22 protein-coding genes are annotated in these 23,159 nt (G+C 59.1%); 9 read left to right on the top strand and 13 right to left on the bottom strand.

Features of this window, described 5'->3' with window-relative positions; all coding sequences use genetic code 11:
• Nucleotides 1-306: 306 nt before the first annotated feature.
• Both RWM61_RS11900 and RWM61_RS11895 read right to left on the bottom strand, forming a co-directional pair.
• Nucleotides 307-2,409: an ABC transporter ATP-binding protein gene (locus RWM61_RS11900; RefSeq protein ID WP_314000958.1), complete on the bottom strand. Its 2,103-nt coding sequence runs from the start codon at nucleotides 2,407-2,409 to the stop codon at nucleotides 307-309.
• 336 nt (nucleotides 2,410-2,745) lie between these two features.
• On the bottom strand, nucleotides 2,746-4,488 hold the full coding sequence (locus RWM61_RS11895) for an ABC transporter transmembrane domain-containing protein (RefSeq protein ID WP_314000950.1): 1,743 nt from the start codon (nucleotides 4,486-4,488) through the stop codon (nucleotides 2,746-2,748).
• Nucleotides 4,489-5,063: 575 nt separating this feature from the next.
• On the opposite strand from RWM61_RS11895, the gene RWM61_RS11890 reads away from it, so the two are divergent.
• Nucleotides 5,064-5,219, top strand: a complete 156-nt coding sequence (locus RWM61_RS11890; RefSeq protein ID WP_314000948.1) for a DUF1540 domain-containing protein — start codon at nucleotides 5,064-5,066, stop codon at nucleotides 5,217-5,219.
• Between the two features lie 90 nt (nucleotides 5,220-5,309).
• On the opposite strand, the gene RWM61_RS11885 is transcribed toward RWM61_RS11890, so the two are convergent.
• Together RWM61_RS11885 and RWM61_RS11880 are read right to left on the bottom strand one after the other, a co-directional pair.
• Nucleotides 5,310-6,185 (bottom strand): DMT family transporter, encoded by an 876-nt coding sequence (locus RWM61_RS11885; RefSeq protein WP_314000946.1) that lies wholly within the window; start codon nucleotides 6,183-6,185, stop codon nucleotides 5,310-5,312.
• 32 nt (nucleotides 6,186-6,217) lie between these two features.
• Nucleotides 6,218-6,457, bottom strand: a complete 240-nt coding sequence (locus tag RWM61_RS11880; protein WP_314000956.1) for a YwbE family protein — start codon at nucleotides 6,455-6,457, stop codon at nucleotides 6,218-6,220.
• A 218-nt stretch (nucleotides 6,458-6,675) separates the two neighbouring features.
• Here RWM61_RS11880 and RWM61_RS20290 point away from each other — a divergent pair, with 218 nt between their 5' ends.
• On the top strand, nucleotides 6,676-7,482 hold the full coding sequence (locus RWM61_RS20290) for an HNH endonuclease (protein WP_399538479.1): 807 nt from the start codon (nucleotides 6,676-6,678) through the stop codon (nucleotides 7,480-7,482).
• 127 nt (nucleotides 7,483-7,609) lie between these two features.
• Here the strand turns inward: RWM61_RS20290 and RWM61_RS11870 are convergent, their stop codons facing one another.
• Nucleotides 7,610-9,109, bottom strand: coding sequence for an IMP dehydrogenase (locus RWM61_RS11870; protein ID WP_314000943.1), 1,500 nt, complete (start codon nucleotides 9,107-9,109; stop codon nucleotides 7,610-7,612).
• A gap of 290 nt (nucleotides 9,110-9,399) precedes the next feature.
• On the opposite strand from RWM61_RS11870, the gene RWM61_RS11865 reads away from it, so the two are divergent.
• From RWM61_RS11865 to RWM61_RS11855, 4 genes are all read left to right on the top strand, one after another.
• Nucleotides 9,400-9,633 carry a hypothetical protein gene (locus tag RWM61_RS11865; protein WP_314000941.1) on the top strand — a complete coding sequence of 78 codons (234 nt, stop codon included), beginning with the start codon at nucleotides 9,400-9,402 and terminating at the stop codon, nucleotides 9,631-9,633.
• The gene (locus RWM61_RS20285; protein WP_399538477.1) at nucleotides 9,617-9,868 is read left to right on the top strand and encodes a type II toxin-antitoxin system RelE/ParE family toxin; all 252 of its coding nucleotides are present in this window, start codon (nucleotides 9,617-9,619) and stop codon (nucleotides 9,866-9,868) included. The genes RWM61_RS11865 and RWM61_RS20285 overlap by 17 nt, the downstream gene beginning before the upstream one ends.
• 35 nt (nucleotides 9,869-9,903) lie before the next feature.
• Nucleotides 9,904-10,956: a phosphotransferase gene (locus RWM61_RS11860; protein WP_314000939.1), complete on the top strand. Its 1,053-nt coding sequence runs from the start codon at nucleotides 9,904-9,906 to the stop codon at nucleotides 10,954-10,956.
• A 160-nt stretch (nucleotides 10,957-11,116) separates the two neighbouring features.
• Nucleotides 11,117-12,481: a TrkH family potassium uptake protein gene (locus RWM61_RS11855; RefSeq protein WP_314000937.1), complete on the top strand. Its 1,365-nt coding sequence runs from the start codon at nucleotides 11,117-11,119 to the stop codon at nucleotides 12,479-12,481.
• A 193-nt stretch (nucleotides 12,482-12,674) separates the two neighbouring features.
• On the opposite strand, the gene RWM61_RS20280 is transcribed toward RWM61_RS11855, so the two are convergent.
• The 4 genes from RWM61_RS20280 to RWM61_RS11835 form a co-directional block, all read right to left on the bottom strand.
• Nucleotides 12,675-13,208, bottom strand: coding sequence for a hypothetical protein (locus RWM61_RS20280; protein WP_399538474.1), 534 nt, complete (start codon nucleotides 13,206-13,208; stop codon nucleotides 12,675-12,677).
• A 34-nt stretch (nucleotides 13,209-13,242) separates the two neighbouring features.
• Nucleotides 13,243-13,530, bottom strand: a complete 288-nt coding sequence (locus RWM61_RS11845) for an alpha/beta-type small acid-soluble spore protein (RefSeq protein WP_314000935.1) — start codon at nucleotides 13,528-13,530, stop codon at nucleotides 13,243-13,245.
• Between the two features lie 143 nt (nucleotides 13,531-13,673).
• Nucleotides 13,674-14,513 carry a 1,4-dihydroxy-6-naphthoate synthase gene (locus RWM61_RS11840; protein WP_314000933.1) on the bottom strand — a complete coding sequence of 280 codons (840 nt, stop codon included), beginning with the start codon at nucleotides 14,511-14,513 and terminating at the stop codon, nucleotides 13,674-13,676.
• Nucleotides 14,510-15,199, bottom strand: a complete 690-nt coding sequence (locus tag RWM61_RS11835) for a futalosine hydrolase (RefSeq protein ID WP_314000931.1) — start codon at nucleotides 15,197-15,199, stop codon at nucleotides 14,510-14,512. The genes RWM61_RS11840 and RWM61_RS11835 overlap by 4 nt, the downstream gene beginning before the upstream one ends.
• A 635-nt stretch (nucleotides 15,200-15,834) precedes the next feature.
• Between RWM61_RS11835 and RWM61_RS11830 the strand changes: the two genes are divergently transcribed.
• Nucleotides 15,835-16,836 carry an LLM class flavin-dependent oxidoreductase gene (locus tag RWM61_RS11830; protein WP_314000929.1) on the top strand — a complete coding sequence of 334 codons (1,002 nt, stop codon included), beginning with the start codon at nucleotides 15,835-15,837 and terminating at the stop codon, nucleotides 16,834-16,836.
• A gap of 59 nt (nucleotides 16,837-16,895) precedes the next feature.
• On the opposite strand, the gene RWM61_RS11825 is transcribed toward RWM61_RS11830, so the two are convergent.
• The 3 genes from RWM61_RS11825 to RWM61_RS11815 form a co-directional block, all read right to left on the bottom strand.
• Nucleotides 16,896-17,801 (bottom strand): polysaccharide deacetylase family protein, encoded by a 906-nt coding sequence (locus tag RWM61_RS11825; protein ID WP_314000927.1) that lies wholly within the window; start codon nucleotides 17,799-17,801, stop codon nucleotides 16,896-16,898.
• Nucleotides 17,770-19,116, bottom strand: coding sequence for an MFS transporter (locus RWM61_RS11820; protein WP_314000925.1), 1,347 nt, complete (start codon nucleotides 19,114-19,116; stop codon nucleotides 17,770-17,772). The genes RWM61_RS11825 and RWM61_RS11820 overlap by 32 nt, the downstream gene beginning before the upstream one ends.
• A gap of 177 nt (nucleotides 19,117-19,293) precedes the next feature.
• Entirely contained in the window at nucleotides 19,294-19,656 is a 363-nt protein-coding gene (locus tag RWM61_RS11815) for a winged helix-turn-helix transcriptional regulator (protein WP_314000923.1), read from the bottom strand.
• Nucleotides 19,657-19,817: 161 nt separating this feature from the next.
• Between RWM61_RS11815 and hxlA the strand changes: the two genes are divergently transcribed.
• Both hxlA and hxlB read left to right on the top strand, forming a co-directional pair.
• Entirely contained in the window at nucleotides 19,818-20,453 is a 636-nt protein-coding gene (gene hxlA, locus RWM61_RS11810) for a 3-hexulose-6-phosphate synthase (RefSeq protein ID WP_314000921.1), read from the top strand.
• A 10-nt stretch (nucleotides 20,454-20,463) separates the two neighbouring features.
• Nucleotides 20,464-21,024 (top strand): 6-phospho-3-hexuloisomerase, encoded by a 561-nt coding sequence (hxlB, locus tag RWM61_RS11805; RefSeq protein ID WP_314000919.1) that lies wholly within the window; start codon nucleotides 20,464-20,466, stop codon nucleotides 21,022-21,024.
• Between the two features lie 600 nt (nucleotides 21,025-21,624).
• Here hxlB and RWM61_RS11800 read toward each other — a convergent pair.
• Complete coding sequence (locus RWM61_RS11800; RefSeq protein ID WP_314000954.1) at nucleotides 21,625-23,151, bottom strand: cation acetate symporter; 1,527 nt, start codon at nucleotides 23,149-23,151, stop codon at nucleotides 21,625-21,627.
• Nucleotides 23,152-23,159 lie beyond the last annotated feature (8 nt).

Genomic DNA, 23,159 nt, shown 5'->3' with positions numbered 1-23,159 from the left:
CGGCGTTTGCGGGATTAGCGGCACTGCGTGCCGTTAGCGAGGCGTTTTCGCATAGTTGGCCACCGTTAGCGGCATGCCGTGCCGCTATGCGGTCAAAATCAGGCGGTCGGCCGGCGTTTGCTGAATGAGCGGCCTTTCCCCGTATACGTTGCAACATTGAGCAAGCGGGCACCCTCCCAAGAGGATGCCCGCTTGCCGATTCAAAAAATCCAATTGAAACTTCACGCGCAATCCCGCATTCTCGTAGCGCTATTTCCTCGATGCAGCTTCAGCGGCAGCCCTTGCCGACACCTTCGCAGCCAACCTTTACCTCCGCGACGCAGCCGCTGCCTTTGACGACGTCGCCTTCTCACCCGTCGTTTCCGCCGCTGCCTGCCCGGGATCCGCCGCACTCGCTGCCGCAGCCCTGACCGTGCCGGCCTTCTCGCCGGACTGCAGCCGATACATCTGGAAGTACTTGCCGCGCAGCGCCATCAGCGTCTCATGGTCGCCCCGCTCGGCAATGACACCGTGATCGAGCACGAGAATCAGATCGGCGTTCCGGATCGTCGACAGCCTATTGGCGATGACGAACGTGGTGCGCCCTTTTTTCACGACCTCAAGCGCCTCCTGGATCATCGCCTCCGTCTCGGTGTCGATGTTGGAGGTCGCTTCGTCCAGAATCAGGATCGCCGGGTCGAACGCCAGCGCGCGGGAGAACGAGATCAGCTGGCGCTGGCCCGCGGACAGCGTGCCCCCCTTCTCGATGACCGGCTCGTCGATGCCCCTCGGCAGATGCCGCAGCACCCGCTCCGCGCCGACGTCGGCCAGCGCTTTCTCCACCTTCTCGCGCGTGATCGAAGGATCGTCCAGCGACACGTTCGAGGCGATCGTGCCCGTGAACAGGAACGGGTCCTGCAGCACAATGCCCATATGCCGCCGTATCGTCTGCCGCGGGAGATTCCGCACATCGACGCCGTCAATCGTCACGCGGCCGCGGTCCACGTCATAGAACCGGAACAGCAGGTTGATGATCGAGCTTTTGCCCGAACCGGTATGGCCGACGAGCGCGACCGTCTGTCCCTGCTTCGCCTCGAACGAAATGCCCTTCAGCACGTTCTCGCCTTCCTTGTACGCGAACCACACGTCCTCGAACGCCACATCGCCGCGGCAGCGCGGCATCGACGCATCCGCCACGTCCTCGCCCTGCTCGTCGAGCAGCACAAACACCCGCTCCGCGGATACGAGCGCCGTCTCCAGGTTCGGCAGCTGATTGACGATGTTCACGATCGGATTGAACAGCCGGTTCAAATAATCGACGAACGCATACAGCACGCCGACGGACACGATCGCCTCCGGTCCGGTGAGCGACCCGGCGCCGAAATACCAGATCAGCGCTACATACGCCAGGTTCCGAATCACGCCGACCAGATTGTGCCCCGTCAGCGCGTTCAGGCTGAGCAGCTTGTTCTTGTAGATGTAGTTCCGCATATTGAACGCTTCGAACTCGGCCTCGATTTTCTTCTCCTTGCGGAACGCCCGGATGATCGCCATCCCCTGGATCGACTCGTTGACCCGGCCGTTGATCTCGCTCAGCGTCGAGCGGACGATCCGGTTGTACCGCTTCGCGAATCGGCCGTATACGGCGACCCAGACGAACAGAATCGGCACGATAGCCAGACAGATCGCCGCCAGGCGAACGTCCAGCAGGAACAGCGCCGTGAAAATGCCCGCCATATAGATCGTCCCCGTGAAAAAGTTCGCCAGCACCGTCACGTACAGCTCGCGGATCGATTCCGTATCGTTCGTGATGCGCGAGACGATTTTGCCTGCGGGCAGATTGTCGAAATACCGCACCGGCAGCCGGTTGATCTGCCCGAACACGTCGGTGCGCATGCTGCGGATAATCCGGTTCGCCGACGCCTGCAGATAATATCGCTGCCCGTAAGAGAACGCCGCCGACAGCAGAAGCAGGCCGAAGTAATACCAGCTCAGCCGCAGCATGCCGCCGATCTCCGGCCGGAAAAAGCGGTACAGCTCGCCCCTGCTCAGCTTCGCGGCCTCATACGTCACGGCCAGCCCGTCCTTGGCGATCGTGATCGCACGATCGCCGCCGCCCGTCCGGGTACCGTCGAACCCGATTCCGGACGGAATGAAATAGTAGTCCCGGCCGGCCTGCAGCACGCGGATCTCCTTCCCCCTCGCCTCGCCTTCGGCAAAATGATCCGCCCGCTTATAGACGCCGCCGCCGTATTCGACCGCATACCGGTCGCCGGCGGCAACGCTCCCGCTCACCGCATACCATGGCTGCTCAATGCCGGAAATGTGCACATCGATCAGCCGTTTCGCCACGAACGGCCCCGCAAGCTCGGTTCCGACGGCGACCGTCAGCATCAGCAGCGCGAGCAGCAGCTGCACCCTGACCCGCATCGCATACCGGATCAGCCTTATGACCGTCTCGCGCTTGCTTCCCGCGGACCGGTCGATATCCAAATCAAGCTGCTCCCAATCGATTTCCTGGCTCACCTGTTTTCACCGCCTCTATAGTTGCACCCGCGCTCCATATCCGCATGCCGCAAAGCTGCCGTCGCAGGCGAGGGTTCTCCGATCGATCGTTCATCCGATCGATCGATCGTTCATTCGATCGTTCATTCATTCTTGATTCTTTCATTCTTGATTCTTTCATTCTTGATTCTTTCATTCGTTGATTCGTCGATTCATCGATTCACCGTTCATTCATCGATTCACCGATTCACGTCCGTTCATTTACTCGTTCGCCTGTTCCATCTGCTGGCGCTCGTACTGCTCCCTGTACCATCCGCCCGCCTCCATCAGCATCCCATGCGTTCCTTCCTCGGCGATCCTCCCGTCGTCGAGCACGATAATCCAGTCGGCGTGCTGCACGGCGGACAGCCGGTGAGTGGCGATGAGCGTCGTTTTGCCTGCCCGCTCGCGCCGGATATTGGCGATGATTTCCGCCTCCGTCCGCGCGTCGACCGCCGACATCGCGTCGTCCAGCATCAGAATCTCGGGACTTGCGATCAGCGCCCGCGCGATGGAGACGCGCTGCTTCTGGCCGCCCGACAGGGCGACGCCCTTCTCGCCCACCAGCGTCTCGAGGCCGTCCGGCAGAAACCCGAGATCCTTCTGGAACGCGGACGAGACGATCGCCCTTTCCACCTCCTCCTCGTGCGCGTTCTCCCGGACGAAGGCGATGTTCTCCCTCACCGTGCGGGAGAAAAGAAACTGCTCCTGCGGCACATACCCGTACCACGATTTCAGCCGGTCCGCGTCGATCCGCTCGATCGGAACGCCGGCGATCGTCACCGAACCTTCGCCTGACGGGTATTCCCGCAGCAGCTGCTTGATCAGCGTCGTTTTGCCGCTGCCGGTCCGCCCGACGATGCCGAGCGTCTGCCCCCTGCCCAGCTTGAAGGACACGTTCGATAAATTGTCCGTCTTGGACGAAGGATACCGGAACGTCAAGTCCTTGAACTCGATCGTTCCCGGCTCCGCCGCCGGCACCGTGTCGGTCGGATCCGGCACGTCCGGCTTGCTGCCGAGCGTCTCGTTGACCCGGTCGAGCGAAGCGTTGCCCCTCTGCATGATATTGATCATTTCCCCGATCGCGAACATCGGCCAGATCAGCATCCCGAGATAGACGTTGAACGACACGAGCCCCCCGATCGTCAGCTCGTTGCGGTAGACGAGGTAAGCGCCGTAGCCGAGCCCGATGAGGTAGCTGGCGCCGACGAAAATTTTGACGGTCGGCTCGAACAGCGCATCGATGCGGACGACCGCGATATTTTTGGTCAATACATCGTTCGTCACCTCGGCGAACCGCCGTTCGGCCGCCCGCTCCTGAACGTATGCGCGGGTTACGCGGATGCCGGAAACCGTCTCCAGCACGCCGTCGTTCATATCCCCGAACGCATCCTGCGCGTCGGAAAACCGTTTATGAATCCATTTGCCGTACAGGCCGACAAGCACCGCCATGATCGGCAGCGGCAGAATCGCCATCACGGTAAGCTTCCACGAGACGAACACGGTCATCGTGACCAGCAGCGTCGCCATCCACAGCGTCGAATCGGCGAACGTCAGAATGCCGAAGCCGGCCGTATTGCCGACCGCCTGAAGATCGTTCGTCGCGCGCGCCATCAGGTCGCCCGTGCGGTTGCGTTCGTAGAAGGAAGGCGTCATCCGCAGAAAATGCTTCATCAGCTTCGACCGCAGCAGCCGCTCCGCGACAAATGAGGCGCCGAACAGCTTATAGATCCACACATAACTAAGCCCATAAGACGCGGCCATGATCACCGTGAGCTGCAGGATCGTCGTCGTCAACCCCTCCCGTCCGATCGTGCCGAGCTGAATGGCGTCAATCGTCTTGCCGACGAGCATCGGTGGAAGCACTTCGATGATGCCGGTCAGCGTGAGCAGCATGATCGCGGCCGCGTATCTTTTTTTCTCCAGCTTGAAAAACCAGCCCAATTTGTGCAGCACCGCAAGCATGAGATTATCCCCTCTCTCTCTTTCCCAGCTAGGATATCTATGAATGAAAAACCAAAGCACACCGCCCCGGAAGCGATGTGCTTTGGTCATAACCAAATGAAAAAGCGCATGCCACGAGTGATCGTGACCTGCGCCTTGAAAACGATCGATGCGAACAGGCGCCGGAGCGCTGCCGCCCTTAGCCGGCCGCCAGGGTCGGCGAAACGTCAAGGAGGTCACGAGCAATATGAAATTGTAAGCCGTTCCCGCTGCGGTTACGCCCGGCATTCCGGTGGACGGTACGAAATACGTTGTTCATCATCGCTCTGGCCGCTCCTTTCGTCTTCCAAGATTTTGAATCCGGTTTCGATACTTCGTACGGTAACATGCGGGACAAACCGTTGTCAACGACATTTTTGGGGAACGTCGCAAGGACCCCGCTTCAGCGCCTGAAGGAACAGGAATCCGCCGGCCGGGTTCATATAGGCTTCTGCATGCGCTCGTGGTGATTCGGTGCGCGTAAAGGGGTTTACAAGGGGGTAAAGTATAATAAGCCCTCATTCTGGTCCATCCTAAGGGGATAGGAGGTGAGAACCATGGCTAAAGACGTTCTGTGCGAAGTAAACTCGTGCAAATATTGGGGCACGGGGAACAAATGCAACGCCACTTCGATTTATGTAGTCAACCGCAGCGGTAAACAGGCGCACAATTCGGAAGAAACGGATTGCAAAACGTTCGAACCGAAGATTTGACACAAGCCCATATGTGAAGCGGAGGCAGCCTGGCGGGGCTGCCTCTTTTTATGCGTCTAACTATACTATACCCGTAAATGAGCATGATTATCACTGAGAATTGACTGAAGCCGTGATTCGCGGCCGGTTTACGAGGTAAATGCCGGCACAAATGAGCAGCGCGCCCGCGCCGACGTACCATTCCAGCTTCTCGCCGAGCAGCGCCCACCCGGAGAGCACGCCGAACATCGGAGCGAGAAAAAGATACGAGCTTGTTTTGCCCGGATCGCCGATGCCGAGCAGGTAGTACCAGCAGGAGAACTGCACGATGGAGCAGAACACAGCCAACCCAAGCACAACCATAACGGAAGTCCACGCAAGCGTAAAATGGGGCTTCTCCAGCAGCACGCTCGCTGCCAGAAGCACCAGTCCGCCGAGCATCATTTGATAGGCCGTCATCACCCACGTATCGAACCCGCTGCCCCATCGCCGGACAAACAGAGTAGCGGCTGCGAACGAGACGCCGGACATAAAGCCGATGATCATGCCTGGCTTCAGACTGAGGTTCGATCCGAACGTAACCGCCACACCGAGCAGGCCGAGCACCACACCGAACCATTGGGCGATCCGGTAGCGCGCCCCGAGGAGAAGCGTACTCAGCACGATTACGAGCAGCGGGTTGGTGAACGTCAGAATCGCCGCTTCGCCGGAAGTAATCCATTGCATCGCATAATAAGCGAAGCCCATGGCCCCTGCCGTTTGACAGCACCCGATGACAAGCAGCCGCAGCCATTGCTTCAGCCCGTTCGGCTGCCGGCGGCGTGCGGCCGCGACGAACGCGGCCATCAGGACGCCGGCGACCAGAAAGCGCAGGCTCATCAGAAGCAGCGGCGAGGCATAACGCATGCCGATGCCGCCGATCGGAAACGCTACCCCCATCAGGAAGGTGGTGCCGACAACCAGCAATGCGTATTGGTATCGTTTCATATGGTTTCTCCCCACTTTGCCGGCAGCTTGGCTTAGCTTTGCTGCTCCTCTGTTTGGCCCGTTTGCTCCGGGTTCTCGCCGGTCACGATCCGTTTCACACGACCCACCCGGCCGTCTGTCAGCCTGACCTTGATCCCATGCGGATGGGTCGGCGACTTCGTAAGCAGATCCTTTACGACGCCGCGCGTCGTTTTGCCCGTGCGCTGATCCTGCTTCAGCACGATATCCACTTCCAAACCGGGTCGAATCCGGCTGCGGTTCTGTCCGTCCATGCTCATGCGATCCATCGTCTCCTTTTTATCAATGGGCACAAAAGTAGCATAAGCCCGACTCCCAAGTCAAGATAGGCTGAGGTTTGCACCGCGGCGCGGTGGACAGGGGGGTGGGATTATCGGCCGTATTTCGGTATAATAAAGCTGCTGCTCGATCAATATAAGGAAACTTGAGGTGACGTACAGGGACGGGCGGCAGTCCGATCGCCGATACGCCGATGAACGATACGATGACGATACCCATTAAAATATGCGCTTATTGCGGTGAGCCCAAGCCATTATCCGACTTTCTCAGGCGCACAGGCAGACGGTCCGGCACAAGCTCCCGCCGCGGGGCCTGCCGTGAATGCCGCAAACGCAGAAAAGCAGAATCGCTTTCAGCTATAGAGCAAGATCCGATAGGGTCGGACAACGGTTGCGCCTACGGAATTGACGCGATTCCGACGGCACCTGACACTGATGTGCCGGAGCCTCACCGGGACCCTCTGCCGTCCTGGGAGAACGAGGAGGAAGCGCCTGCGCCGAAACGGAAACGCAAACGCCGGCGTCGGCGCTCACGCAGGAAAACGACCGTTGATAGGGAAACAACGACGATCCCCAGAACACGGACGGTGCGACCGATGCCGGAGCCTCCTCCGCGGCCGGAAGGACCGGACGCCTCGGTGCTGGTGCCGACACGGCAAGGCATCATCCGTATGCGCGGCAAAACGGACAAGGGACGGCGCTGGAATCAGGAGACGGATCTTGAGACCGCGGTTACGCTCGTGAACGAGCATGCGGCGGTCGTCGTCAATCGCCACACGATTCGCCGCCTTTACAGCAACAAGGCGTTCCGCAAGTACATTTTGACGCGTGACCGCTACACTTGCCATTTCTGCGGCGAATACGGCGACACGATCGACCATGTGCTGCCGAGGGCCAAAGGCGGCCACACGACGCCGGTCAACTGCGTCACCGCCTGCAACCTGTGCAATCAAAGCAAAGCCGACCGCGATCTGGACGAATTCATGAGCGCGGAGGATTAGAACCGGACAGGATAGCAAGCGACGAAGCCACAAAACAAAGAGCACCTATCGTGGTGCTCTTTGTTTTGTGGCGAACCATCGTGGCCGCATGCTCCCGCTCCGCCGATCTCCCGGATCGTTTCGGAGGTCAATCGCTCGAGATGCCGCTTTCCTTCAGCATAACATCGTGCGCTCCGCCTTCGACTAGGCTCGTGGCCGACACGAGCGTGATGCGCGCTTTCTGCTGGAGCTCTTCAATCGAGAGCGCGCCGCAGTTGCACATCGTCGACTTGATTTTGCCGATCGTCTTATCGAGGTTCTCCTGCAGGCTGCCGGCATACGGCACGTATGAGTCGACGCCTTCCTCGAACAGCAGGTTCGACTTCCCGCCGCTGTCGTACCGCTGCCAGTTGCGCGCCCGGTTGGAGCCTTCGCCCCAGAATTCCTTCACAAAGCTGCCGTTCACCTTCAGCTTGCGCGTCGGGCTCTCGTCAAAGCGCGCGAAATAGCGGCCCATCATGACGAAATCGGCGCCCATCGCAAGCGCGAGCGTGATATGGTAGTCGTGCACGATCCCGCCGTCGGAGCAGATCGGCACGTAGATGCCCGTCTCCCGGAAATACTCGTCACGCGCTGCCGCCACCTCAATGACGGCCGACGCCTGGCCGCGTCCGATCCCTTTCTGCTCCCGTGTGATGCAGATCGAGCCGCCGCCGATTCCGACCTTGACGAAGTCCGCGCCCGCCTCCGCCAGGTAGCGGAAGCCTTCACGGTCGACGACGTTGCCGGCGCCGATCTTAACGTCGAAATTCGACTTCACATAATGGAGAACACCGGACTGCCATTCGCTGTAGCCGTCCGAGGAATCGATGACCAGCACGTCGGCGCCCGCTTCCACCAGCGCCGGTACGCGCTCCTCGTAATCCTTCGTATTGATGCCCGCGCCGACGATGTAGCTCTTGTTCTCGTCAAGCAGTTCGTGCGGGTTTTCCTTATGCGCGTCGTAGTCCTTGCGGAACACGAGAAACTCCAGGTTCTGGTCGTCGTCCACGATCGGAAGGCAATTGAGCTTATGTTCCCAGATCAGGTCGTTCGATTCCCCGAGCGTCAGGCCCGATTGTCCGTATACGAGCGACGAGAACGGCGTCATGAACTCGCGGATCTGCTTCGTGGGAGCATCGCGGCTGATCCGGTAATCGCGGCTCGTCACGATGCCGAGCAGCTTGCCCTTCGGCGTGCCGTCGTGCGTGATCGCCACCGTGGAATGTCCCGTCCGCTCCTTCAGCTCGAGCACATCCGCCAGCGTGTGCTCCGGCGTCAGATTCGACTTGCTGACGACGAAACCCGCCTTCCATGACTTGGCTTTGCTGACCATTCTGGCTTCTTCCTCGATCGACTGCGAGCCGAAAATAAACGAAATGCCTCCGGCTCTGGCCAATGCCACCGCCATGTGGTGGTCCGATACGGCCTGCATGACGGCGGACGAGAACGGAATGTTAAGCTTGATAGCGGGCTCCTCGCCCTTCTTGAATTTCACGAGCGGCGTCTTCAGATGAACATTCGCCGGCGTGCACGCTTTGGTCGTCAGGCCCGGAATCAACAAATACTCGCTGAACGTCCTTGAAGGCTCCGTATAATAGGTTGCCACTTGATATCTTCCTCCGATCGGTGCGTAAATTTCATCAATTCTATCACCGTACCGCGAAGCGGTCAAGCGGTCTGAACACCTCATGTCTGAACACAGCAAAAACCACGCTGCCTCGGCAAAGCGGAGAGGCGGTCGAATTTAACAGCCCTGCCGTTTCTAAGCCTCTTACGGGTGAGATGCGAAATGTAATGTATCATATCAGGTCACTCCAGTTCAAAAGCAACTGATATGTTATAATGTATGAAAATCGATGTCTTTGACCATATCCTTAATAAGGGAGATGAGTTTGCATGGTTAAAAGCAAAAAAGAACTAACCGAATTAATTGATAAGCTTTCCGATAAAGACATTCCTCTCGTTGCCAATTTGATAAAAAGACTAATTCATCCGGCCGATTATAATATTCCGTATGATGATGAACCTTTAACCAAAGATGACATTGAAGCCATCGAAGAAGCGCGCAAAGAATTTGGTGAAGGAAAGACTATAAAGTTCGAGGATATTGAACATGAATTACAAAATTGAGTTCTCAAAAAGAGCTTACAAGTACATCGATAGACTCGATCAAAAGACAAAGAAACGAATCTCTGATCACTTATTAATGCTCTCAGAAAACCCTCGACGCCCTGAACTTAACATTAAAAAGTTACAGGGTGATTCTTCTTTATATAGACTTCGGATTGGAAATTATAGGATACTCTATTCAATTGAAGATGAAATACTTGTCATTGTCAGCGTCCATTCGACCGGCCAGTCGTAGTAGAAAGGCGCGACGCTGGATGGAGCAACGATCGAATGACGGGGGAACAAAAAGTGAAGCGCAAGCAAACGATGAACGGGGATATCGACCGGCTGCTTAACCGCTATTTTTCTGAAGGCACGGCGAGGGCGCGGTCGGGCGCCACCGGCATGAACAATACGACGAGATTCGTGGAGACGGGCAACGAAACTTATGTACTGCGCATTTACGAGACGCACCGGGATCGGGCCAAGGCCGATTACGAGCATCGCGTTCTCCTCGCCTTGTCGAAGGAACCGCTGCCTTTCCGCGTTCCGGTTCCCGTACCCGCCATGGACGGACAAACCGTCTGCATCCTGCCTTCCGGCAAAATCGCCGCATTGTTCCGTTACGTCGACGGAAGCAATCCAACACTCGATACCGATGCCGAGCTGCGCTCGTTCGGCCGGGCCGCCGGACGCCTTACTAAGGCGCTTGCCGGCATACGGGCAGACGGCGAGCCCGCCTACCCTCCATACTATGAAATCGAAAACGCGCATCCTCGATGCCCGCTTGATAGCGTGCTGAGCTTCTGCGCCCACCCGCCGTCTGATTTCGTCGGCTGCGAGGCCGAGCTGGCTTCGGTCAGTGCGGTCGTTGCGAATGTGCAAGCTGGCCTTCCCAAGCTGCGGTCGCTGCCGCACCAGCTTGTTCACGGCGACCTGAACGCTTCGAATGTGCTGGCCGATCCGGAGGGAGAAATATGCGCCGTTCTGGATTTCGAGTTCGTCACGCGCGACATCCGGGTCATGGAGCCAGCCGTCTGTCTGGCGGAATTCATCCGCCCCGGCGCCGATGCGGCGTCGATATGGCCGAAGGTCGACGCTTTTCTAACAGGCTATGGGCAGGAAGCAAAGCTGACCGCCGGGGAGATCGAAGCGGTCCCGCTCGTCGTGCTGCTTCGGCGCCTCGATGTGTTTCTGCATTTCCTCGGCCGGTACCGGGACGGGATCGAAGGCGATGCGGCGATCGTCATCCACCAGCTCCGCAGCCTGGCGGACATGTCCGACTGGCTGCGGAAGCATGGAGCGGAACTGACGGCAAGGTGCTCGCGGCGTTTATCCGTCTAAGTGACGAAGTTTTCCACATAATTTTTCAAAATCAAAGACATCAACGATAAAATAACGCCCGCAGTAAACAGTAGCAAACCGGACCATAATTGAACGGGAAACGCTTTACATCGGCGGGCTCAAATACTACAATGGGCGAAAACGGATGTGCGGAGGAAATATGCTGAAAACCGTCATGCTTCGATCGTCCCGGTACAAGCCCAATCCGCCGCAGGTCATGGCGTTAGGGTTCATCGCGCTTATTTTCATCGGCTCCATTCTGTTGTACTTGCCCGCCGCGCATGAGGAGGGGGTAAATGATTCCTACATCAATGCGCTGTTTATGGCCGCCTCCGCCGTCTGCGTAACGGGCCTTACCCTGTATAATGTCGGCGAACAATACTCGCTGTTCGGCGAGCTTGTCATCATATCGCTCGTCCAAATCGGCGGACTCGGCTTTATGACGATGGCAACATTAATCGCCCTCGCCTTCCGCAGACGCATCTCTTACCGCGAACGCCTCATCCTGCAGGAAGCAATGAACCAAACGACTCCCGAAGGCATCGTGCGCCTGATTCGCAGGGTGCTTCTGTATGCGTTCGTCATCGAGCTGATCGGGGCGGCGCTGCTGACGGCGCGCTGGTTGACGGAAATGCCGTTCAGGCAGGCGGCATATTTCGGCGTTTTTCACAGCATTTCGATTTTCAACAATGCCGGTTTCGAGCTGTTCGGCGGACTCGGCGACCGGCCCGGCAGCCTGATGCATTACGTGGAGGATCCCTACATCAATATCGTCACCATCATTATGATCATATTGGGCGGCATCGGATTTATCGTCATCGCCGACCTGCTGTCCTTGCCGAAAAACCGCAAACTGTCGCTGCACAGCAAGGTCGTTCTGAGCTTCTCCGGCGGCCTTATCGGGGTGGGCGCCCTCGTTATCTTTTTATTTGAATACACGAACGGTTTAACGCTGCAGCCTCTGTCAATCGGGGGAAAAACGTTCAGCGCCGTCTTCCAGTCGGTATCCGCCCGCTCTGCGGGCCTTAACACGGTAGACACGGCCGCTTTCCGCCAGGCGACGCAATTTTTCATCGTGCTGCTGATGTTTATCGGCGCCGCGCCGGGCTCCTCCGGGGGCGGCATCAAGGTGACGACCTTCGCCATCCTGATCGGCGCCATGCTGGCAATGGTGCGCGGCAAGGAAGACATTGTCCTGTTCCGCTGCCGGATCGCCAAAGACCGGATCCACAAGGCGATCACGTTTACGTTTCTGTCGTTTTTCTTCGTTGTGCTTGCCGCCATGATTTTGTCGCTTACGGAGCCGTTCCCGTTCCTCGCCATCCTGTTCGAGGCGACGTCCGCGTATGCCACGGCCGGCATGTCCGTCGGCGTGACGCCGTATTTAACCGATTTCGGCAAAATCATGCTCATGCTGCTCATGTTCATCGGCCGCGTCGGGCCGATCACGCTGGCATTCACGCTGCAGCCGAGGCCGGAAAAGGAGCTGTACCGCTACCCGGAGGGCAAAATCACGATCGGTTGATCGCACCCCGCTTCCCGCCGTTGAAACCGCAGACCGTGACAAAACCTCGATCGGCGCCTCTCGATCACGAGCGGCCGCGTTCAAAGATAGGTATTACTGCTGTAAAAAACCCTTCCGCCGTGACCGCAGGTGCGTCGTGCAAGCACCGCCGGACGGCAAAGGGGTTTCTTGTCTTGTCTGTTGCTTATATGCCCTAGCTTCCCGTTTCTTTGAGCCGGGCGAAAATCAGGCCGGATACGTATTTGCGCGCATCCGCCGTCAGCAATTGAAGATCGGCGATCTCCGTCGTGGAGCCGATTCGCTTGAACCGAACGGCCGTGCCGTCCTGATCTTCCCGTGTACCTGCGATAACGAACCCGTTGTTCAGCAAGGCGTCGATCTTCTGTTTTTCATTCCGGTATGCTTTGAAAGCCGACATCAGAGTACGCCTCCAATCGTTGGTTGTTTCAACGGCAATGGATCGGGTCTGTCGAACCGCTTCCCGGACGATGTCCGCGTCGCTGCCGACGGCGATCGTCCTTTTCCGCGGAAACAGCCCGAATAGCCTGGCGTTCGCCGTCGAGATGATGCCCACAAACTTATTAATCGAAATCCTGCCTTTCAAAACGCCCTGCGAAAAAGAAGAAGTTATTCGCTTCGTCCTTCCTTCGTGCTCCACAAAAGCCATCGTCATCTCATATCGTCCAATAAGCAAAAAAGATCCGCCCTGAACCTGTTCGGCTGCCATGCGGACCTTCTTGCCCAACATATTTTCTTAACTGTCAAGTTGGCGGCCGTTTCGCCAGCTGCTCCTGGGCCATGCGGATCATCCGGCTCATCATCGCCCCGCCGATCCGGCCCCCGACATGACCGGCTTCCTCCGTCGTCAACCGGCCGCCCTGACCGGGCCGGAGCGGCACGCCCAACGATTGCGCCACCTCGTACTTCACATCGTCCGGACGCGCGGGATTAACGGCATATCCCTCCTGCCGCATCGCCTCCGTTTTCAATCGGTTCAACCCGTCCTCAGCACCCGGCACAAGCGGCCTGCGGCCTTTTTTTCGCGACATGCGGACACCGCCTTACGCTGTAAATTCACTACTTGGTAGCATGCCCGCACGAAGAGGAATGGATACCGATCCACGGCAAAAAGACGCCTGTCGAGGGCGCCTTTCGGTTTATTGTCTGAGCTCATGCTTTTGCTCACCCGGGCCTACCCGCGCAGCTTCGCCAAATCCACTTCGGGCACAAGGCCCTCCTGCGCGGCTCGGCCCAGAAGGGCATACACCGCTTCAAACCCTTTATCGCCCAGGTTGGCGGTGAACTCGTTCACGTACAGGTCGATGTGCGCCTGCGCCACGTCAGGGGACATCTCCTGCGCATGCCGCAGCACATAAGACCGCGACGCTTCCGGGTGCGCCCACGCATACTCGACCGATGCGCGTATCCAGCCCGCAATCGCCGCCAAATCCAGATTGCGGCGGGCGACGATCGCGCCGAGCGGGATCGGAAGGCCCGTATCCGACTCCCACCAGCTGCCCATATCGGCCATGAGCGCCAGCCCGAAATTGCCGTACGTGAACCTTGCCTCATGGATGACGAGTCCGGCATCGATACGCCCGTCGCGGACCGCCGGCATAATCTCATGAAACGGCATGACGACGATTTCGCCTACGCCGACGGGCACATTTTGCGCCGCCCACAGCCGGAACAGCAGGTAGGCCGTCGAACGGTCGCTCGGCACCGCCACACGCCGCCCGGCCAGCCATGCCGGGTCGGCCGAACCGGGAGAGCCCGCGGTCAGCACCAGCGGTCCGCATCCCCGGCCGAGCGCCCCGCCGCATGGCAGCAGCGCGTAGTCGTTGAGCACCCACGGCAGCGCCGCGTACGAAATTTTCAGGATTTCCGGCCCGTCCGTGCCGGCCGCCAAACGGTTCGTAATATCGATGTCCGCATAGGTGACGTCCAGCGCCGGCGCGCCCGGAATCAAGCCGTGCGTCCAGGCATGGAAGACGAATGTATCGTTCGGACAAGGTGAATAAGCGATGTTCATGGCTGCAGCAATACCTCCCCTAAGATTGAGCTTGCCGTCTCCAAAGCGGCCAGAGCATCCGGAATCCGCCAGGCGGACCGGTCCCGCGGGCCGACCAGGTTGGAAATTGTGCGAATCTCAAGCATCGGCAAGCCGAAAATGGCGGCCGCGGCGGCCACGCCGTAACCTTCCATCGCTTCGGCGGCGGCGCCCGGCACGCGGGCCGACAGCTCCGCGGCGGTCTCCGCGGTTCCCGTCACGGTCGTCACGGTGAGCACAGGACCGGACCACACCGGCAGCCCCGCCTCGAGCAGCGCCCCGCACAGCCTGTCGGCCAGCCTTGCCTCAACCGGCACGCGCGTCGCGCCGAACCCCAGCTCGTCCAGGCTGCTGAACCCTTCGGCCGTTTCCGCGCCCAGATCGGCGGCGACGATCGCGTCCGCCACGACGATCGAGCCGGGCTCCGCCTTGCCGGCAAAGCCCCCGCCGATCCCGGCGCTCACGACCAGCCCGTACGGCCCGCACGCCGCCAGCGCCCGCGCCGTGCGGGCGGCGGCAGACGCCGCCCCGATGCCGGCCAGCATGACCTCAATTCCTTCGGCCCCGCGCAGTCCGCGCAGAACCGCCTCCCGCTCCGCCTCGACGGCGGTCATCACGAGGACGCGTTTGGCCGCTTTTTGCCTATGTGACGGTTCGATGTTCCGCATCTTTTTCTCCTTCTGCGTGCAATGCCTGTCCTATATAGTGAACCATGATTTCATGCTTTCATCAAGGCAAGGGTCAGCGGGAATCGGTTGCGGAGGTCGTCAGGTTCAATCCGTCTCCGATTCCACATACCGCTGAAGCGTCAAGCGGCCGCTCCGACCGACCGAAATCTTCCCCGCGTATAAAAACAACCCGCCCGCCCCATCTTAATGCAGGATGCGGAACGGGGGGTATACGGATCTCGACTTTTGCAGAGATTTAGCGGCACGAGGTACCGCTAATTGGGCGTCTTCGCGCCTCTGCCCGCGATTAGCGGCACCGTATGCCGCTAATTCGCGCGAGAGCGGGTCTGCGGCGCTTCGCCACAGAGTTAGCGGCACCACGTGCCGCTAATTGGGCGTCTTCGCGTCTCTGCCCGCGGTTAGCGGCACCGTATGCCGCTAACTCGCGCGAGAGCGGGTCTGCGACGCTTCACCACAGAGTTAGCGGCACGGTATACCAATCCCGGCGCGCGGCCGCTGGAAGCCGTGCCCTTGAACATTGAAGCCGATTGGTTCACAATAGGTCAAAAGCGGTTTGCCAAGGCTTCCAGGCGTTTCGCGTCTCATGGAGCCGGAAGTGAGGAGGAGAATATCGCATGATTGACATTCCCGTTTCCATCCTGGATCTGGCCCCGGTCATCGTGGGGGGAACGCCGGCGGACTCGTTCCGGAATACGCTTGATCTGGCTCAGCACGCCGAGAAGTGGGGCTATCACCGCTATTGGCTGGCCGAGCACCACAATATGCCGGGCATCGCCAGCTCGGCCACCTCGCTCGTCATTTCGCATGTCGCCGCAGGCACCGAGAAAATCCGCGTCGGCTCCGGCGGCATCATGCTGCCGAACCATGCGCCGCTCGTCATCGCCGAGCAGTTCGGGACGCTGGAATCGCTGTATCCCGGACGCATCGACCTCGGTCTCGGCCGGGCTCCGGGCTCCGACCAGCGCACCGCGCATGCGCTGCGCCGCGGCACGGGCAGCGACGGCCGTGATTTCCCGGAGCAGCTGAGCGAACTCCGCGCTTATTTTCAACCGGAGCGCGATTCCGCCGGGCCCGGCGTCAGAGCCATTCCCGGCGAAGGCCTGAACATCCCGATCTGGCTGCTCGGCTCCAGCGGCTACAGCGCGCAGCTGGCGGCCTCGCTCGGGCTGCCGTTCGCTTTTGCCAGCCACTTTGCTCCCGATTATCTGCTGCCGGCCTTGGACCTGTACCGCAGCGGCTTCCGTCCTTCTGAGGAACTGGACAAGCCGTATGCCATGGTCGGCCTCAACATCATCGCAGCCGACACGGACGAGGAGGCCCGGAAGCTCGTCACCTCGCATGAGCAGCAGTTTCTGAACCTGATCCGGGGCCGCACCGGCAAGCTGAATCCGCCTGTCGACGACATGGATGAGCTGTGGACGGCGCAGGAGAAAGCGATCGTGCGCGGGCAGCTGAGCTATACGATTGCCGGAAGCAAGGAAACGGTGAGGAAGCGGCTGCCGGCGATTCTGGAAGAAACGCAGGCCGACGAAATCATCGTGACCGCGCAGGTTTATGACCATCAGGCCCGTTTGCGCTCCTACGAGATTCTGGCCGAGGTCGTGCAAGGCCGTTGAGCCGCCGACGCTCAAGCTCAAAGCTCCAAGTTCCAAGCCCAAGGGCCAAGATACAAATCTCAAAGCCGCCTAAACAACGACCATGCCGCCTTCAGCCTGGAACGCTTCAGGTTGTCCCGCACATAGCGGTAGTCAACCAGTTGAACGCCGGCGTCCTTCAGCGCGTAGGCGAAATCGTCATCCAGCACCAGCTTGTACTCCCAGACCCTTTTGTCCCATGACGGAATGATGGTTTGCATATGATCGTCTTCGACTGCCGGATGGATATACGTTTCGCTAACCCCTTCCGGCAGCTCGTATATTTTGGCGATGATCGAGCTTTTAAAGCTGTCGTAGGTTTCGCCCTCGACGATGTGATACGGGTGAGTGAGCAAATAATCCGGCATCGCGACGCCCAGTGTATCCGCAAGCGCCACCGCTTTGGCGAGCGCTTCTTTGGCGCCGGCAATCGAATTCAGAAACGTGTCCCTCGGATGAATGTGCCGGAAAATCCGGAACGGCAGACCCCGCCGCCCGCACTGCCAAAACACGTAAGGCAAATAGCTGCGCCCCGTCTCGATCCCGTACAGGCTCCCCATATGATTGTCCACGTGGGTGATCGGCAGGCCGGCGTCCTTCACTTGATCGAATTGGGCATTGATTTCGGCCCTGACGGCCTTCGGATCGGCGAGCTTCTCGAAATCGGCAACGGTCAGGTGCATGCCGCCCGTTTCGTCGTGGAGAGAAGGATGTCCGGTAAGGCTGCTCCAGCGATGGCCGGGTAATTCGCTGGTGAGCGTCAAGTGCAATCCGACCCTCGGGTCCGCCCGCCCCCGCACCCAGGCCGCCGCTTCCTCAAACGCCGGTGCAGGCGGCATGATCGTCGCGGAAGACACCCTCCGTTCCTCAAGCAAATGCATGATGGCCCTGTTGGCCGCAGGACTCTGGCCGAAATCATCGCAATTCAGAATCAGATACCGGTTCATGGCGTTCATCCTCCGGTTCACAGTCGTTTTCGCCGCTATCGCCGGTGCCGAGATTGCTTTTAAGAAAGAAGGACAAAACAAAAGCAATGACCAGCAGGCAGAATGGAATGAGGCTGATCAAGTATTTGAAAGCCGCTTCCGGGTTGTCGCCCGGCTTCTCCCCGCTCTCATAGCCGAACCACATGCCGACAAGCCAGAATGCCATAACCGCCAGCAGGCCGCTCGAGCGGGTAATGAACCCGGCCACGGCGGTATACATCCCTTCCCTTCTTCGGCCCGTCGCCCGGGCGTCACGGTCGATAATCTGTCCGCTGACCAGCGCCGGGGTAACCAGGAAGCCCGCCAGCCCGAACCCGGCAACAATCCCGGCTGCGATTCCGCCGCCAAGCCCTTGGGCGAACCATAAAGGCAGCACCGACAGGGCGTAGACGGCCAGCGCCAACCGCCAGCTCGCCACCCCGCCGAGCTTGCGCATGATATAGTACCAGACCGCGACCAGCGGAATGACGGACACGAACACCGACGCCAATAGAAGCGACACCTGCGACTCCTCGATGCGCAGCACATATTTTCCATAGAACGGTATGATGGAGCCGAGCAAGCCGTTCACCGTCTGGGCGAAGGAGTTGGCGAGATTGAAAATCCAGAAATCCTTGTTCTTGAGCGTTTCGCGGAACGCATCCTTCAGCCTGAGCGGCGCTTCCTTGCGGGCCTCTTCACTCTCCCTCGTAAATAGCACGCAGAGCAGCATAAAGACGGTAAAGGCCAGCGAGAAAATGACCGCCATGTTGGTGAATCCGTACGCGGCATACAGAATGGGGGTAAGCGCGGAACCGATCAGCAGCGCGACGATCTGGAAGCCCTGCTGGACCGCCGAAGCCTTGGCCCGAAGCCGGTCGCCCCGGAACAGCTCGGGAAAAAGGGCGCCGTAGTTCACCCATAATATGGTGGAAACGGTCTCAAAAAGCATCAGCGCAGCCAGAAACCACAGGAACAAATTGAACTCGCCCGCGCCCTCCGGCGCGGAGAAGATCATGATGAACGTAAGGATGAACAGCGGCATGCTGCCGACGATCCACGGCTTCCTTCTTCCCCATCGGGTTCGCGTCCGGTCCGACAGGTAACCGAAGATCGGCTGGTCGACGGCGTCCCAGACCATATAGATTGTTCTTGCCACCGTCGCGAGCGCGAGACCGAGGCCAAGCTTCTCCACATAATAATAGCTGTAAAACGAGCTGAACGCCTGTACCGGAATCATCATGGCCAGCATTCCCCAGGCGTAAGCCAGCGGGGAATTGAGCAGCTTTGCGCGCATACCGATCGTTCTCCTCCACATGACATCTTCATTTTCCATGTACTGGCACTATTATACATGATTCCGGCAAAAATAGGGCACCCATCGGCGGATGCCCGTACCGGTTGCGCTATTTATCGCATCGCATACGGCGCCAAGCCGTGTCGAATACTACTCTTTGTGCTTGTGCGGCTGCGGTTAGTTCACGGTCCGGATGCTGGCCTGATCGCCGAGCACTTCCACCATATAATTCTTCCCCCAATCGTACATAAGGTCGAGAATCGGAATAAGACTCTCCCCCCGCTCCGTCAGGCTGTATTCCACTTTGGGCGGAACGACCGCATACACCTTGCGGTTGACGATGCCGTCCTCCTCCAGCTCCCTCAGCTGTGTCGTCAGCATCCGCTGCGTAATGTCCGGTATGAGCGCCCGCAGTTGATTGAATCTTTTTGTACCCTCTTTGCCGAGGTGCCACAAAATAATCATTTTCCATTTGCCGCCGATAATCGACAGCGTCAACTCCTTCTCGCAGTTGAACACTTTTCCGGCATTTCTCGTCATGCTTGATCGCCCCTTTTCTTCGCTATGCTAAACATTGCCGACGTTGATGACGCAAACAGTATACTTTTAAACACTATATAATAAAAATGTGCCTACTTACAATAGCTGCACCTATGCGGGTATACTCGTCCGTGTAAGACAACACAAAGGAGGCCATCATTTTGAAATTACAATTGGCATTGGACCTTGTCGACATTCCGGAAGCGAAAGAAGTCGTCAAGCAGGTTCAGGACTATATCGATATCGTGGAAATCGGCACCCCGGTCGTCATTAACGAAGGTTTGCGGGCCGTTAAGGAAATCAAGGAAGCTTTTCCGTCCTTGCAAGTATTGGCCGACCTGAAAATTATGGACGCCGGCGCGTATGAGGTGATGAAAGCTTCCGAAGCGGGAGCCGACATCATCACGGTGCTGGGCGCTGCGGATGACTCCACCATCAAAGGCGCGGTCGAAGAAGCGAAGAAGCACGGCAAGCAAATTCTCGTGGACATGATCAACGTGAAGGATCTCGAGCAGCGTGCCCGGGAAGTGGACGCGCTGGGCGTCGACTATATTTGCGTGCACACGGGCTATGACCTGCAGGCGGCCGGCGAAAGCCCGTTCGGGCAGCTGAACACGATCAAGCGCGTGGTGAAAAACGCCAAAACCGCTGTGGCGGGCGGCATCAAGCTTGCCACGCTGCCGCAGGTCATTGAAGCGAATCCGGATCTGATTATCGTCGGCGGCGGTATTACCGGGCAGGACGACAAGCGCGCGATGGCAGCCGAAATGAAGCAGTTGATCGGCGCGGGCGCGTAAGGGCGGCGTCATGCACACAACGGCGGAATACGCGGGGAAGATCGTTGAGGAACTGCGGCGGGCTGCAGAGCAGCTTCCGTCGGAGGGGGCGGAGCGGCTGGTCGAGGCGGTTGCGGGCGCGGGAAAAGTGTTCGTCGCCGGAGCCGGCCGGTCCGGCCTCATGGCAAAGGCGTTCGCGATGCGTTTGATGCACCTGGGCATTTCGGCGCACGTGGTGGGCGAAACGGTGACGCCCGGGCTCGACGCCGGCGATCTGCTGCTGATCACATCCGGGTCGGGGGAGACGAAGAGCCTGATCGCCATGGCCGACAAGGTCAAAACGCTTGGCGGAACATTGGCTCTTGTGACTATCGAGCCCGGCTCCTCTATCGGGCAGCGGGCGGATATCGTCGCACAGCTGCCGGGCGCCGTGAAGGATGCGGCGTCCGATCCGAACAAGACGATCCAGCCGATGGGCTCGTTGTTCGAGCAAACGCTGCTGTTGTTCCTCGACGCCGCGATCCTGCGGCTGATGGACAAGCGCGGACAAGACTCGGGCAGCATGTACGGCAAGCACGCGAACCTCGAATAGCCACGAGACAAGGCTGTTGAGTCCTTGCGACTCAACAGCCTTGTCGTTGTTTTCACGCCGCTCGGGTCGCGGGCCGGTCGGCTCGGTTCCGCTCCGGGTCGCTCCGGTCCGCTCCGGGTCGCTCCGGTCCGCTCCGGGTCGCTCCGGTCCGCTCCGTCTGCTCGGGTCTACTCGGGTCTCCAACTGTGCCACTCGCTCCGTGTTCCTCCTTCTAATCCGGTAAAACACCCGTCCGGCCGCCGCCTACTGTCCCAGAGTCCGCCGAATCCGACCCAGTTCGCACGCCCTGTTGGATTTCATCCAACACAAATCAAGCCGTTAACCTCTTCTCCTCGGTATAGTGGATTCTATGCAGTCAAATGAAGCAGCAACAGCGGTTTCGAGGAGAAAACAGTCGATTTCGTTGGACGCTTTCCAACATAATCCCGCCTTACAGCGGGAAGAGGCGATTTGGTTGGATGGTTTCCAATGCAGGCTGCTTTCGGCACCTCGCTTGGTTCCCCGCGCCAGATACCGCCGCGTGTCGGCGGTCAACCACATGTCCCGCCGCATCGTTTTAACAACGCAGGGTCCGTGCGGCATCAGCAGCAATGGCGTTGCTCACTTCTCTTCGGGCGCCACATGCGCGACCACCTGCATATGGTCGAACCGCGCCGCGCCAGCCGTGTCCGCCTTGAATGTCAGCCATGTACCGACGATGCCCCCGAGAAAACCGAGCGGGATCGACACGATGCCGGGATTCATCCACGGGAAAATCGCCTCCGCCCGGATCCAGCCGACAGCCGGATCCATCACGTTCGGGCTCAGCACAACGAGCAGCACCGACGACACGAGCCCCGTGAACAGCCCCGTCAACGCGCCGTACACATTAAACCTTCGCCAGAACAGCGTGAGCAGGATGACCGGCAGATTGGCCGAGGCCGCCACGGCGAACGCCAGCGAGACGAGAAACGCGACGTTCAGGTTCTGCGCGCCCAGCGCCAGCACGATCGACACCGCGCCGACGGCGACCGCCGACATTTTCGCAACGCGCATCTGCTGGGCCTCCGTCGCTTGCCCGCGCCGAATGATGCTGCTGTATACATCGTGCGCGAAAGCGGACGATGCCGCAAGCACCAGTCCGGAGACGACGGCCAGAATCGTGGCGAACGCCACGGCCGAAATGAACGCCATCAGAAAATCGCCGCCCAGCGCCTTGGCGAGCAGCGGCGCGGCGAGATTGTTGCTCTCCGACAGCTGCTCCCAGCTCACAAGGGCTGCCGCTCCAAGCCCGAGAAAGATCGTCATCGCATAATAGACGCCGATCACCCAAGTTGCGGTCACAACCGAGCTTCGCGCCGTTCGCGCATCCTTCACCGTATAAAAACGGGCGATGATATGAGGCAGGCCCGCCGTGCCGAGCACGAGCGCCAGATTGAACGAGAGCGTATCGACCGGTCCTTGAAAAAGGTTGCCCGGCTGCAGAAACCGGTCTCCCAGCGGCGTCGCGTCCGACATGCTCGAGAACAATCCCGTGACGTCCCATTCAAATCGCGACAGCACAATCAGGCTTACGATAAAAGTGCTCGACACAAGCAGAATCGCCTTGACGATCTGCACCCACGATGTCGCCAGCATGCCGCCGAACGCCACATAAATCGTCATCAAGCCCCCGACAAGCAGAATCGCCGACGAATACGGAATATTGAGCAGCAGGTGGATCAGCCCCCCGGCGCCGACCAACTGTGCGATCATATAGAATACAGTAATGACGATATTGTTGAAGGCAACGGCGCCGCGGAGCGCCTTATGCCGGAAACGGACCGCTATCGCATCGGCCATCGTATACCGCCCCAAATTGTGAAGAGGTTCGGCGGTCAGATAGAGCACGACCACATAAGAGGCGAGAAATCCGATCGAATAATAAAAGCCGTCAAAGCCGTACAGCGCGATGGAGCCGGTAATCCCGAGAAACGAGGCCGCGCTCATATAATCGCCGGCAATCGCAAGCCCGTTCTGAAGACCGGTCAACCGGCTGCCAGCCGCATAGAAATCGTTCGTATTCGACGTCCGTTTCGCCGCATAATAGGTAATCGCCAGCGTGCCGACGACGACTGCCAGAAAAAATACGAACCCCGATTGATTCACGTCACGTC

It is taken from the genome of uncultured Paenibacillus sp. (assembly GCF_963515335.1).
Lineage (GTDB): Bacteria > Bacillota > Bacilli > Paenibacillales > Paenibacillaceae > Paenibacillus_I.
Note: the sequence above shows the minus strand (reverse complement) of the source record. Positions and strands in the feature narration are given on the sequence as shown.

Bases quoted from the DNA above. Each gene is read 5' to 3' on its own strand.
- RWM61_RS11900 (WP_314000958.1), bottom strand. From the start codon at position 2,409: ATGCGGGTCAGGGTGCAGCTGCTGCTCGCGCTGCTGATGCTGACGGTC.
- RWM61_RS11895 (WP_314000950.1), bottom strand. From the start codon at position 4,488: ATGCTTGCGGTGCTGCACAAATTGGGCTGGTTTTTCAAGCTGGAGAAA.
- RWM61_RS11890 (WP_314000948.1), top strand. From the start codon at position 5,064: ATGGCTAAAGACGTTCTGTGCGAAGTAAACTCGTGCAAATATTGGGGC.
- RWM61_RS11885 (WP_314000946.1), bottom strand. From the start codon at position 6,185: ATGAAACGATACCAATACGCATTGCTGGTTGTCGGCACCACCTTCCTG.
- RWM61_RS11880 (WP_314000956.1), bottom strand. From the start codon at position 6,457: ATGGACGGACAGAACCGCAGCCGGATTCGACCCGGTTTGGAAGTGGAT.
- RWM61_RS20290 (WP_399538479.1), top strand. From the start codon at position 6,676: ATGAACGATACGATGACGATACCCATTAAAATATGCGCTTATTGCGGT.
- RWM61_RS11865 (WP_314000941.1), top strand. From the start codon at position 9,400: ATGGTTAAAAGCAAAAAAGAACTAACCGAATTAATTGATAAGCTTTCC.
- RWM61_RS20285 (WP_399538477.1), top strand. From the start codon at position 9,617: ATGAATTACAAAATTGAGTTCTCAAAAAGAGCTTACAAGTACATCGAT.
- RWM61_RS11860 (WP_314000939.1), top strand. From the start codon at position 9,904: ATGACGGGGGAACAAAAAGTGAAGCGCAAGCAAACGATGAACGGGGAT.
- RWM61_RS11855 (WP_314000937.1), top strand. From the start codon at position 11,117: ATGCTGAAAACCGTCATGCTTCGATCGTCCCGGTACAAGCCCAATCCG.
- RWM61_RS20280 (WP_399538474.1), bottom strand. From the start codon at position 13,208: ATGGCAGCCGAACAGGTTCAGGGCGGATCTTTTTTGCTTATTGGACGA.
- RWM61_RS11845 (WP_314000935.1), bottom strand. From the start codon at position 13,530: ATGTCGCGAAAAAAAGGCCGCAGGCCGCTTGTGCCGGGTGCTGAGGAC.
- RWM61_RS11840 (WP_314000933.1), bottom strand. From the start codon at position 14,513: ATGAACATCGCTTATTCACCTTGTCCGAACGATACATTCGTCTTCCAT.
- RWM61_RS11835 (WP_314000931.1), bottom strand. From the start codon at position 15,199: ATGCGGAACATCGAACCGTCACATAGGCAAAAAGCGGCCAAACGCGTC.
- RWM61_RS11830 (WP_314000929.1), top strand. From the start codon at position 15,835: ATGATTGACATTCCCGTTTCCATCCTGGATCTGGCCCCGGTCATCGTG.
- RWM61_RS11825 (WP_314000927.1), bottom strand. From the start codon at position 17,801: ATGAACCGGTATCTGATTCTGAATTGCGATGATTTCGGCCAGAGTCCT.
- RWM61_RS11820 (WP_314000925.1), bottom strand. From the start codon at position 19,116: ATGCGCGCAAAGCTGCTCAATTCCCCGCTGGCTTACGCCTGGGGAATG.
- RWM61_RS11815 (WP_314000923.1), bottom strand. From the start codon at position 19,656: ATGACGAGAAATGCCGGAAAAGTGTTCAACTGCGAGAAGGAGTTGACG.
- hxlB (WP_314000919.1), top strand. From the start codon at position 20,464: ATGCACACAACGGCGGAATACGCGGGGAAGATCGTTGAGGAACTGCGG.